Here is an 11,333-nt window from a genome sequence, read left to right on the forward strand (position 1 = left end):
CTGCGAGCGGCCACACCTATCGCTGAAAATGCAAACGCCCGATGCGGTGCATCGGGCGTCGTTGGCCGGATAGTCCGGCTGCAGTTTTAAACCGTCCTGGGTGTCAACGCTATTCAGGACGGGTCACTGGTTGGGTGGCGGAACATGCGCCTGGAGGTGCTGGCAGATGGTTGAATCAGGTTTGTGGCATCCGGTGGCTTTGGCGGGCGACGTGGCGCAGGCGCCCGTCGCCGTGCAGGTGCTGGAACAAGCCGTGGTGCTGTGGCGCAACGCTGCGGGCGTGGTGCAGGCTTTTGCTGACCAGTGCCCGCACCGGGGCGCGCGGTTATCGCTGGGCCGTGTCACGCCGCAGGGCCAGTTGGAGTGCCCCTACCACGGCTGGCAGTTTGCGGACGACGGCCGTTGCACCCAGGTGCCCGCGTTGCCCACCTTTGTGCCGCCGCCCGGCCATTGCGCGCGGACCTTCGCGGCGCGGGAGGCCCATGGCCTGGTCTGGGTGCGCATGCAAGATGGCGTTGCCGTGCTGCCCGCTTTCGCGGCCGAAGACGACACGCGGCTGCGCAAGCTCAACTGCGGGCCCTACGACGTGGCGGCCAGTGCGCCGCGCATCATCGAGAACTTTCTGGACATGTCGCACTTCGGCTTTGTGCACGAAGGCTGGCTGGGCAGCCGCGATGCCACCGCCATTGACGACTACCGCGTTGACGCCACCCGCACCGGCCTGCTGGCCACGGGCTGCAAGGCCTGGCAACCGCAGTCCAACCTGCATTCCACGGCAGCCGCGCAGGTCGAATACACCTACGAGGTCACCGCGCCTTTTGCGGCCGTGCTGACCAAGGTGCCCGAGGCGGGCACCACGGCCGTGGATGGCTGGCGGGAGTCCATTGCGCTGTTCATCTGCCCGATCACCCCGGTGCGCAGCCGCGTGTGGTTTCGCTTGGCCGTGGCAGATTTCGATTCGCCCGATGAGAAGCTGCAGGCCTTTCAGCACACCATCTTCACGCAAGACCAGCCCGTGCTGGAGTCGCAGACGCCACAGTGCCTGCCGCTCGACCTGCGGGCGGAGTTGCATACCGCCGCCGACAAGGCATCATCTGCCTACCGCCGCTTCTTGCGCCAGAGCGGCATCACCTTTGGAGTCTGCTGATGTTTAAAGTGCCCCCTATTTCCGCCGAGCGCCTGCCCACGCTGCTGCGCGCCATGCCCAAGGCCGAGCTGCATATCCATATCGAGGGCTCCCTGGAGCCTGAGCTGATCTTTGCACTGGCGCAGCGCAACGAATTGACCTTGCCCTATGCCAGTGTGGAGGCACTGCGCAGCGCCTACGCGTTCACCAACCTGCAAAGTTTTCTGGACATCTACTACGCGGGTGCCAGCGTGCTGCTGCACGAGCAGGACTTTTATGACATGGCGCGCGCCTACCTGGGGCGAGCAGCGCGCGACAACGTGCTGCACGCTGAAATCTTCTTCGACCCGCAGACCCACACCGCACGCGGCGTTGCCATGGAGACGGTCATCAACGGCCTGTACCGGGCCTGTGAAGATGCACGCAGGGAGCTGGGCATCAGTGCCACGCTCATCCTGTGTTTCCTGCGCCACCTCAGTGAGGAGTCCGCCTTCGAGACCCTGGAGCAGGCGATGCCCCTGCTCGACAAGATCGTTGGCGTAGGGCTGGATTCCAGCGAACTGGGCCACCCGCCCGAAAAGTTTGCCCGCGTGTTCGCCCGCTGCCGCGAACTGGGCCTGCACCTGGTGGCCCATGCGGGCGAGGAGGGCCCCCCTGCCTACATCTGGAGTGCGCTCGATGTGCTCAAGGTCGAGCGCATCGACCACGGGGTGCAGGCGGTGTACGACGCGGCACTGATGCAGCGCCTGGCGCAGGATCGTATTGCGCTCACGGTGTGCCCCCTGTCCAACCAGAAGCTGTGCGTGTTTCCCAACCTGGCGGACCACAACCTGGGCAAGCTGCTCGACGCCGGGCTGGCCGCCACGGTCAACTCGGATGATCCCGCTTACTTTGGCGGCTACATGAACGAGAACTTCACCCAGGTGTTTGCCGCCACGGGCCTCACGGCGAAACACGCCTACCAATTGGCGTTCAACAGCTTTGAGGCGAGTTTTGCCAGCAATGCCGACAAGCGTGTGTGGGAGCACAAGCTCAAGGAAACCTTTGAGCGGTGCGTGGAGCACGACTACTGAGCTGTGTGCGGCGGGCATAGCGCGGAGGGCCAGTGCGAATCGGCGGGTTGGTGCGCTGTCGCCCGCGCGGCAGGGCGGCGGCGTGGGTAAACCCTTAAAATAGTAAGTATTCGTTCGAATTGCGTCCGGCCCAGGCCCACGGGGTGATCCACCACCATGGCTCTTACCCAGCGCCCCTTGGTGGAGCGCTCAGGTGCCGTGTTCCCCCTTTTTTGGAGCCTTCCATGTTTCTCAGTCAAATCTCCATTGGCAAGCGCCTGACCCTGGTGCTCGGCCTCATCCTGGCGCTGTTTTTTGCCAGCAGCGTGGTGGCCGTGGTCAAGCTCAGCCAGTTGGGCAAAGAGATCGACGCCATGGTCAACGACAACATCAAGACCGAGCGCGCTGGCTCGGACTGGCTGCGCCACACCACATCGGGCGTGCAGCGCGCGGCAGCCATTGCCAAGAGCAGTGATGCCAGCCTGATCCCCTACTTTGCGCCCGCCACGGCCGCGTCGATCCGCGATACCAACGAGCTGCAGAAATTCATCGAGTCCAAGATGGACACGCCGGAGAAGAAGCAGCATTTTGCCAAGGTGGGTGACCTGCGCAAGGACTACCTGGCGGCCCGCGAGGAAGTGAGCAAGTTCAAACAGGCAGGTGATGCCGAGAACGCCAACAAGGTTTTCACCGAGCGGTTTGAGCCCACCTCCCGAAGCTATCTGGCGGGTGTGCAGCAGATGGTGGATGGCCAGCGCGCCGAGCTCGATGCTGCTGGCAAGCGCAGCGAAGAGCTGCGTGCCCAGACCACGCTGCTGCTGCAGATCTGCACCGGGGTGTCGCTGCTGCTGGGCGCCTTGCTGGCCTGGCTGCTGACCACCAGCATCACGCGCCCGCTGCGCAAGGCAGAGGCCATTGCAGAGACCATTGCCAACATGGACCTGACGGGTGCCCCCCAGGCGAGCTACGCCAATGACGAAACCGGCCACCTGCTGCGCGCCCTGGATGCCATGCGCAGCGCTCTGCACCGCTCGCTCCAGCAAGTGCGTGGCGTGGTGGACAGTATCTCCACCGCCAGCACCCAGATCGCCATCGGCAACCAGGACCTGAGCGCACGCACCGAGCAGACCGCCAGCAGCCTGCAGGAGACCGTCAGCTCGATGGAAGAGCTGACGAGCACCGTGCGCCAGAGCGCCGATTCGGCCGTGCAGGCCAACCAGCTGGCGGTGTCGGCCGCACAAGTGGCCCAGCGCGGCGGTGAAGTGGTGGCGCAGGTGGTGACCACCATGGACGAGATCAACACCAGCAGCAAGAAAATCGCCGACATCATCGGCACGATCGACGGCATTGCGTTCCAGACCAATATCCTGGCCCTCAACGCCGCGGTGGAAGCCGCCCGTGCGGGCGAGCAGGGCCGTGGCTTTGCCGTGGTGGCCAGCGAAGTGCGCTCGCTGGCCCAGCGCTCGGCCCAGGCGGCCAAGGAGATCAAGACACTGATCGGCGTGTCGGTGGAGAAGGTCGAGTCGGGTGCTGCCCTGGTGCAGAACGCCGGCACCACCATGGGCGAGATCGTGAGCTCGGTGCGCCGCGTGACCGACATCATTGGAGAGATCAGCGCAGCCGCTTCGGAACAGAGCCAGGGCATTGGCCAGGTGAATGTGGCAGTGACCCAGCTGGACCAGATGACCCAGCAGAATGCAGCCTTGGTGGAAGAGTCCACCGCCGCCGCCGAAAGCCTGAAAGACCAGGCGTCTCGTCTGGCCGAAGTGGTGGGTGCCTTCCGCCTGGGTGCGGGCCCGCAGGCGCTGCGGCTGAACTGAGTTCCTATGGAGGGCTTTGCGCACTGCAGCAGAGCCTACCCTCCGGCTTCAATCAATACAGTTCCAACGTAGTTTCAGCGCAGTTTGATTCCCCTCGGCAGCACCGTCGTCCTGCGGTGCTTCCGTTCCATTCCATCAGGGCCATGTAGAGGAACACCATGTACAAAAACCTCGCAGCCACGCTCGTGGCCGCCTGTTTTTTCTCTCCCGTTTTTTCCCAGACCACGCCCGCCAAGGGCAGTCCGGCCGATCCGGTCAAAGCCGGTTTTGTCTATGTCTCGCCCATCACCGAGGCAGGCTGGACGCGCCAGCATGACGAAGGCCGCAAGGCCGTCGAGGCCGCGCTGGGCAATCAGGTGAAGACCACCTTTGTCGAGAACGTGGCCGAAGGCGCCGATGCCGAACGCGTGATCCGTGATCTGGCGGCCACGGGCCACCAGATCATCTTCACCCCCAGCTTTGGCTACATGGAGCCCACGCTCAAGGTGGCGCAGGACTATCCACACGTGAAGTTCGAGTCCATCACGGGCTACAAGACCACGCCCAATGTGGCCGCTGCCAACGCGCGCTACTACGAGGGGCGTTACCTCGCCGGTATTGCAGCGGGCCGCATGAGCAAGACCGGCGTGGCCGGTTTTGTGGCGGGCTTCCCCATCCCGGAGGTGCTCCAGGGCATCAACGCCTTCACATTGGGCATGCGCTCGGTCAACCCGCAGGCCGCGGTGAAGGTGGTGTGGCTCAATGTGTGGTTCGACCCACCCAAGGAGCGTGATGCGGCCATGGCGCTGTTCAACCAGGACGTGGACGTGATTGCGTTCCACACGGGTTCCACCGCCGTGATGGCCGCCGCGCAAGAGCGCGGCAAGATGGCCGTGGCCTACCACTCCGACATGCGCAAGACCGGGCCTGACGCCCAGATCGTGGCCGTGACGCACCAGTGGGGCAGTTACTACACCGAGCGCGCGCGCGCCGTGCAGAACGGCACCTGGAAGAGTGCCAACCTGTGGGGCGGCGTGCGCGAGGGCATGATCCGCGTCGGCGACTTTGGCCCCCGGGTGCCAGCCGCCGTCCAGCAGGAGGTGCTGAATGCCCAAAAGGCCGTGGGCGGGGGCAAGCTGCACCCCTTCCGTGCGGGCAAGGCACCGGTACGCGACAACGAAGGGCAGGAGCGCATTGCTGCGGGCCAAGCGCTGTCGGATGCTCAGATCCTGCAGATGAACTGGCTGGTGGAAGGTGTCGTGGGCAAGGTGTCCCGCTGATCCTGCAAGGCATATCGCCCGTCGTTATCACCTGTCGGTGCTCCCCCAACCCCATAGCCACTATGGGGTGCTGCATATACAAACGGCGCCCCCTGCCGCTAAGCTTGCCGCCATGCCTGTTTACCGTTCCGCCCTTTTGCGATTTGCCGACGATGGCCGCGCCCTCTATGACGAAGATGGCCTGCTGGCCATTGGCCCGGATGCCCAGGGCCGCCAGCGGGTGCTGGCAGCCGGCGCCTGGCAGGCGCTGTCGCACCAGTATGCCCACGAGCCCGTCACGCACCTGCCGGGTCGCATCCTGGCCCCTGGGTTTGTGGACATGCACATCCACTTTCCGCAGACCGACGTGATTGGCTCGCCCGCGGACGGTCTGCTGCCCTGGCTGGAGAACTACACGTTTCCCCATGAATCGCGCTTTGTCGCATCCGACTACAGCGCGCAGGTGGCAGAGTTCTTTGTGGCCGAGCTGCTGCGCCATGGCGTGACCACGGCGCTGGCTTTTGCCACCTCGCACCCCGCCTCAGTGGATGCCTTGTTCACCGAGGGGCAACGCCAGCACATGCGCCTGATCACTGGCAAGGTGCTGCAGGACCGCCACTCGCCCGATGGCGTGCGCGACGATACCGAACAAAGCCTCATTGACACCGAGGCGCTGATCCAGCGCTGGCACGGCGTGGACCGCCTGGGCTATGTCATCACCCCGCGTTTTGCGCCCACCAGTACCCATGAACAACTGCGCGGCGCGGGCGAGCTGGCTGCGCGCTACCCCGATGTGTGGATTCAGTCCCACGTGGCCGAGAACCGCGACGAGATTCGCTGGGCGCGCGAGCTGTTCCCCGCCGCACGCAGCTACCTGGGCGTGTACGACGACTTTGGCCTGATGCGCGAACGCGCGGTGTACGCGCACTGCATCCATTTTGATGACGACGACCGCGCGCTGATGCGCGACACCGGTGCGGTGGCGGCGGTCAGCCCCACCAGCAACCTCTTTCTGGGCAGTGGCTTTTTTGACTACGCCAGCGCCGACCGCGTGGGCTTTGGCTACGGCCTGGCCAGCGATGTGGGCGGGGGCACCAGCTTCAGCCCGTTCCACACCATGCTGGCGGCGTATTACGTGGGCCGCGAGGGCCAGACCAAGCAGGGGCTGAGCCTGTCGCCGCAGCAGCTGTGGTGGCAACACACGGCCGGGGCCGCCAAGGCGCTGGGTCTGGCGGGTGTGGTGGGCAATTTGCAGCCGGGCTGCGAGGCCGACTTTGTGGTGCTCAACCCTCGGGCTACGCCTCTGCTGGAGCGCAAGACCTGCCAGGCGCGCAGCCTGGACGAGCTTTTGTTTGCGCTGATCGTGCTCGGCGATGACCGTGTGGTGGAGCAAACGGTGATTTCTCAAGCAAAATACGGCCCCAGCGCATGATCATCAAGCGCTAATAGCTACATATTTAATAGCGCCCGGCTGTTTGCCGACGGCCAGGGCCACAGCGCAGGAAATTCAGCCATGAGCATCAAGAGCGACAAGTGGATCCGCCGCATGGCGGCCGAGCACGGAATGATCGAACCCTTCGAGCCGGGCCAGGTGCGCGAGGTGGAGGGCCGCAAGATCATCAGCTACGGCACCAGCAGCTACGGCTACGACATCCGCTGCGCACCCGAATTCAAGGTGTTCACCAACATCCACAGCACGGTGGTGGACCCGAAGAATTTCGACGAGAAGAGCTTTGTGGATTTCGAGGGTGACAGCTGCATCATCCCGCCCAACAGCTTTGCGCTGGCCCGCACGATGGAGTACTTCCGCATTCCACGCAACGTGCTCACCATCTGCCTGGGCAAAAGCACCTATGCTCGCTGCGGCATCATCGTCAACGTGACGCCGTTCGAGCCCGAGTGGGAAGGCTATGTGACGCTGGAGTTCTCCAACACCACGCCGCTGCCCGCACGCATCTACGCGGGCGAGGGCTGCGCGCAGGTGCTGTTCTTCGAGAGCGACAAGGACGATGTGTGTGAGGTCAGCTACCGTGACCGGGGCGGCAAGTACCAGGGGCAGGTCGGCGTGACGCTGCCCAAGGCCTGACCTCCCGTCCGCCGGACCTTCGGCATGCGCTGGAACGTGTTCGCAGGGGCTGCGTCCTACAGCGCCAGTGCCCGTTGGCTGAAATGCAAGCGCAGGTAAGGTTCTTAGCATGGTGTCATGCCGCCGGGCCCTCCGGTGGTCACGGAGTCCACCATGCTGACCTTTGCTGCGATGACCACACCCGCCAAGGCCCGGGGTGCTGCGCTTTCTCTACATGACCCTGCAGGTGCCACAGGCGACTTGGCCTCGGACCACGGCGCATTGCGCCCGGCAGCCGTGTCCCACGCCCACTATTGGCCCTGCGAGCTTCTCAACGCTTTCGTTCTGAAGATGGCCGCCACGGGCCACTGTGTGAATACCGCCATGATGCTGGGGCACCGGCCCTACGCGCTCGAACAGCTGGCCGTGGCGCGGGCCATTCAGGACCACAGCCTGAATGCGCTGGCCTTGCGGCTGCAAGCCTATTTTGATGTTGCCGCGCCCCAGGGCTGCGCCGTGGTGGCCGAGATCAGCGAGGTTTAGAACAGGTTCCTGGCGGGTCTCTTGCACGCCGCTGGCCTTGCTGTGCGCTGACCGCTGTTCATGGACTGTGGTTATGCCTCCACGCAGACCCTGTTGCGCCCCTGGCCCTTGGCTTCATAAAGCGCCGCATCGCCCCGGCGCAGGATATCGAGGCCGTTGTCCTGCAGGCCGCGCATGCTGGCCACACCCGCGCTCACGGTGATGCGGCCCACGACCGGGTCGTGTTGTTCGGCCATGGCTTCGACCAGGGCCTGGGCGATGGCTTGGGCCCCCAGAAGGTCGGTGTCGGGCAGCAGCACCACAAACTCTTCACCCCCCAGCCTTGCGATCACATCCGAGTTGCGCAGGCGCATTTCCAGCGTGCGGGCCAGCCGGCGCAGGACTTCGTCGCCGGTTTCGTGTCCATAGGTGTCGTTCACGCGCTTGAAATGGTCCACGTCGACTGTGATCAGGCTCAACGGCCGGCCGCTGCGCCGCGCTAGCGCCAGGGCAAACGCCATCTGGGTTTCAAAACCCCGGCGGTTGAGCAGGCCCGTCAGAGCATCGGTGCGGGCCTGCAGGTCCAAGGCGCGGTTGGCAGCCTCCAGCTCCAGCGTGCGCAGGCGCACTTTTTCCTCCATGGCTTCGTGGGCTGTCAGAAGCCGGTGCGTCATGCGGCCCAGTGCGCCTGAAAGCTTGCTCACTTCCCGGCTGCTGTGGGCCTGGGGAATGCGGGTGCCGGGCTTGTCGGCCTCCACGGCGCTGGCGGCATCGGCCAGCGCGTACAGGTCATCGCTCAGGCGGCGTGCCGCCAGCCACGCCAGCACCGAGGCCAAAAGCGCGGCGCCGAGCCCGATGGCCAGTGCCAGTTGCACGGTGCGGTGGGCCTCGGCGAAGGCCAGTTCCACGGGTTCGCGGGCGACAATGCGCCAGCCGAGGTCGCTGGTGCTGTTGCGTGCCTGCATCGGTGCGGTGGCCGTGAGGTAGCTGCGGCCGTCCAGCCACCTCACCACGACGGCCCGGCCTGCGGCGCGGTCAGACGCCACCGGGTTGTTGGCCTCGACGGGCAGGCGCTGCCCGGCTTCTAGCAGGGCCCGGGTCTGGCCCCCAGGGGCGTAGATAAGATCGCCTTTGCGGTCGAAGACGAACAGTTCTACCGCCTTGTCGTCCGTACGTACCGGGGTCAGGCTTTCCATGACCTCATGGGTCCATTCCCAGCTACCGTGGATAGCCACCACGCCGATGGTGGTCGGGCCCAGGCGAATGGGCGCTGCAAAATCCACAAACCGGTAGGGTTCGCCCGAAGGCGGCGGGGCCAGCAGCTGCTCCAGCAGCTTGGCAGGGTGGACATCTCCCACGTGCAGTTTTTGCAGGCCTTCCTTGAACCACGGGCGCTCTGCCACGCTCTGGCCCACCAGCAGCCCGCCCGTGGCGGCGCGCACCACGCCCTGGGCATCGGCCACACCGATCCAGGCGCTGTGGGGGTGAGTGGCCTGACTGCGCGCCAGCATGTGGTGGGCTTCGGCGCTGTCGAGCCCTTTGGTCCAGACGGCCTCGGCGGCGGCCAGGACCTCGGCCTCGCGGCTGCGCTCCTGCAGGCCGTTGGCCAGCAGCTTGCCTGCATTTTCGGCAATGACCTGCAGGGCAGTCCCGGCATCGCGCTCGATGCGCAGCTTGAGCAGTTCGCCAAATCCCAGTGACAGCAGCACCGCCAGGCCCACCACCAACGTACCGAACACCAGCGCGATCTGCGAGCGCAGGCTGTGGTCCGAGAACCGGAGCAGGCTCATGGCGTGGCCTGCGTGGGTGGGGCACCCTCTGTGCCAAGGCGCATCGCCAGGCGGGCCGCAGCCAGGTCCCAGCCCGCCCAGCCGCAGCTCTTGAACAGCACCGGCCCGGCGGACGGAGCGCGCTGGCGTTGCAGCGCTTCCCGCAGTGTGGGCAGCATGCCCACGTCGAGGCCCGCCTGCAGCAGATCGCCCGCCTCGTGGCGTGCGTCTTCACTGTCCACCACGATATGCCCGTGTGCTGCCACATGGCGGCAGAAGGCGGGGGCCAGTTCTGCCATGGCCGGGGTGAAGGCACCCACCGCTGCCACAAAGGCGTCGGGCCGTGGTGGCGCGCTCAGCACCACGCTGTGCGCCGGGGTGCACACGGCAATCAGCGGGCAATGGGGCACCGCAGCGTCTGCATCGGCCACCGTGCGTGCCTGGGCGCCCAGCGCCTGGGCCCGCAGGACCAGGGCCTCGGCGCTGGCGGCACTGCGCGAGGCCACCCACACATCACGCACCCCCAGGCCCTGCACAAAGGCTTCCAGGTGGGCCAGGCCCTGCACGCCCGCGCCGACGATGAGCAGCGGCCCCTGGGCCTGCGGCGCCAGATGCTGTGCAGCCAGCAGCGACACCGCCGCTGTGCGCCGTGCAGTGATGGTGGGGCCGTCCAGCACCAGGCGGCGTTCGCCCGTGGTCACGTCAAACACCACGACGTCGCCCTGGATCGCGGGGCGGCCGGTGCCCGTGTTGGCAGGGGTCAGCGTGATGAGCTTGGCCATCGCCACGCGGCTGTCTGTGGCAGGCATGACAAACAGGCTGCCGCCCTGAGGCAGTGGCAGCACCGTGCGGGCAGGCACCGAGACGGTGCTGTCCTGCAAGAGGGCCGCAATCTCGGCGGCCAGCGCGTCCCATGGCAGACACGCCGCTGTGGCTGCTGCGTCCAGCGTACCGGGGGCCGGGGAGGGGGAGGTGAAGGACATTCGCCGACTTTACACAGCGAGGGCGGAGCCGGGGAGCGGGCAAGCCCCCAGTCCGAGGCCATGATTTCAGTGCGTGGCACCCGCCCCGAGCGCTATGTCGCTCTGGTGAAGCACAGCGGCCCACAGGGCTGCGTGGATGCCGCGCACCATGTCCCGCAGTGCCAGGGAGGGCGTGCCTTGCCCGGGCAGCCAGGGCACGTGCACAAATCCGCCCCGGGCGCCTGCAGGGCCAACGCCTTGTGCCTGCAGCATGTGCATCAGTCCGTACAGCACATGGTTGCAGACAAAGGTGCCCGCTGTTTGTGAGACCTCGCAAGGCACGCCAGCCTGCTGTACGGAGCGCAGCATGGCCTTGAGTGGCAGGCTCGCAAAGTAGGCGGCAGGCCCGCCGGGCACCACCGGCGTGTCGATGGGCTGGGCGCCCACGTTGTCGGGAATGCGGGCGTCGTTGATATTGATGCCCACCCGCTCCAGCGACAGCGCGCTGCGCCCTCCTGCCTGGCCCAGGCAAATGGTCAGCGCGGGCCGGTGGGCCGTGGCCAGCGCCCGCAGCTGGTGCAGCGATTCGCCAAACACGGTGGGCAGTTGCGCCGCCACCACGCGGTGGCCCGCGATGCGCTGCCCGTCCAGCGCCTGGGCCACCAGCCAGCTGGGGTTCAGGCTGTCGCCGCCAAAGGGGTCAAAGCCTGTGATCAGAATCACCTTGTCGCCGATGGGGGCGTAGTGCGAGGCGTCGTGGAGCATGGGGCGGTTCGGGT

At 66.0% G+C, this 11,333-nt stretch carries 10 protein-coding genes; 7 read left to right on the forward strand and 3 right to left on the reverse strand.

Features of this window, described 5'->3' with window-relative positions; genetic code table 11:
- Window positions 1-166 precede the first annotated feature (166 nt).
- The 7 genes from NFX52_RS27370 to NFX52_RS27400 all read left to right on the forward strand — a co-directional run bounded on the left by NFX52_RS27370 (window position 167) and on the right by NFX52_RS27400 (window position 7,844).
- Window positions 167-1,147 (forward strand): Rieske 2Fe-2S domain-containing protein, encoded by a 981-nt coding sequence (locus NFX52_RS27370; protein WP_055401422.1) that lies wholly within the window; start codon window positions 167-169, stop codon window positions 1,145-1,147.
- Window positions 1,147-2,199 carry an adenosine deaminase gene (locus tag NFX52_RS27375; protein WP_055401420.1) on the forward strand — a complete coding sequence of 351 codons (1,053 nt, stop codon included), beginning with the start codon at window positions 1,147-1,149 and terminating at the stop codon, window positions 2,197-2,199. The genes NFX52_RS27370 and NFX52_RS27375 overlap by 1 nt, the downstream gene beginning before the upstream one ends.
- 224 nt (window positions 2,200-2,423) lie before the next feature.
- The gene (locus NFX52_RS27380) at window positions 2,424-3,998 is read left to right on the forward strand and encodes a methyl-accepting chemotaxis protein (RefSeq protein ID WP_252635911.1); all 1,575 of its coding nucleotides are present in this window, start codon (window positions 2,424-2,426) and stop codon (window positions 3,996-3,998) included.
- A 158-nt stretch (window positions 3,999-4,156) separates the two neighbouring features.
- Window positions 4,157-5,257: a BMP family ABC transporter substrate-binding protein gene (locus NFX52_RS27385; protein WP_055401416.1), complete on the forward strand. Its 1,101-nt coding sequence runs from the start codon at window positions 4,157-4,159 to the stop codon at window positions 5,255-5,257.
- Window positions 5,258-5,369: 112 nt separating this feature from the next.
- The gene (gene guaD / locus NFX52_RS27390; protein WP_055401414.1) at window positions 5,370-6,668 is read left to right on the forward strand and encodes a guanine deaminase; all 1,299 of its coding nucleotides are present in this window, start codon (window positions 5,370-5,372) and stop codon (window positions 6,666-6,668) included.
- 81 nt (window positions 6,669-6,749) lie between these two features.
- Window positions 6,750-7,322: a dCTP deaminase gene (gene dcd, locus NFX52_RS27395; RefSeq protein WP_055401412.1), complete on the forward strand. Its 573-nt coding sequence runs from the start codon at window positions 6,750-6,752 to the stop codon at window positions 7,320-7,322.
- A 153-nt stretch (window positions 7,323-7,475) separates the two neighbouring features.
- Window positions 7,476-7,844 carry a hypothetical protein gene (locus NFX52_RS27400; RefSeq protein WP_055401424.1) on the forward strand — a complete coding sequence of 123 codons (369 nt, stop codon included), beginning with the start codon at window positions 7,476-7,478 and terminating at the stop codon, window positions 7,842-7,844.
- A gap of 71 nt (window positions 7,845-7,915) precedes the next feature.
- Here the strand turns inward: NFX52_RS27400 and NFX52_RS27405 are convergent, their stop codons facing one another.
- The 3 genes from NFX52_RS27405 to pcp all read right to left on the reverse strand — a co-directional run bounded on the left by NFX52_RS27405 (window position 7,916) and on the right by pcp (window position 11,319).
- On the reverse strand, window positions 7,916-9,613 hold the full coding sequence (locus tag NFX52_RS27405) for a sensor domain-containing diguanylate cyclase (RefSeq protein ID WP_055401410.1): 1,698 nt from the start codon (window positions 9,611-9,613) through the stop codon (window positions 7,916-7,918).
- Window positions 9,610-10,575: a delta(1)-pyrroline-2-carboxylate reductase family protein gene (locus tag NFX52_RS27410; protein ID WP_055401408.1), complete on the reverse strand. Its 966-nt coding sequence runs from the start codon at window positions 10,573-10,575 to the stop codon at window positions 9,610-9,612. The genes NFX52_RS27405 and NFX52_RS27410 overlap by 4 nt, the downstream gene beginning before the upstream one ends.
- Window positions 10,576-10,641: 66 nt before the next feature.
- The gene (gene pcp, locus NFX52_RS27415; protein WP_207402143.1) at window positions 10,642-11,319 is read right to left on the reverse strand and encodes a pyroglutamyl-peptidase I; all 678 of its coding nucleotides are present in this window, start codon (window positions 11,317-11,319) and stop codon (window positions 10,642-10,644) included.
- Between the last annotated feature and the right edge of the window lie 14 nt (window positions 11,320-11,333).

This window comes from Acidovorax facilis (assembly GCF_023913775.1).
GTDB lineage: Bacteria > Pseudomonadota > Gammaproteobacteria > Burkholderiales > Burkholderiaceae_C > Acidovorax > Acidovorax facilis.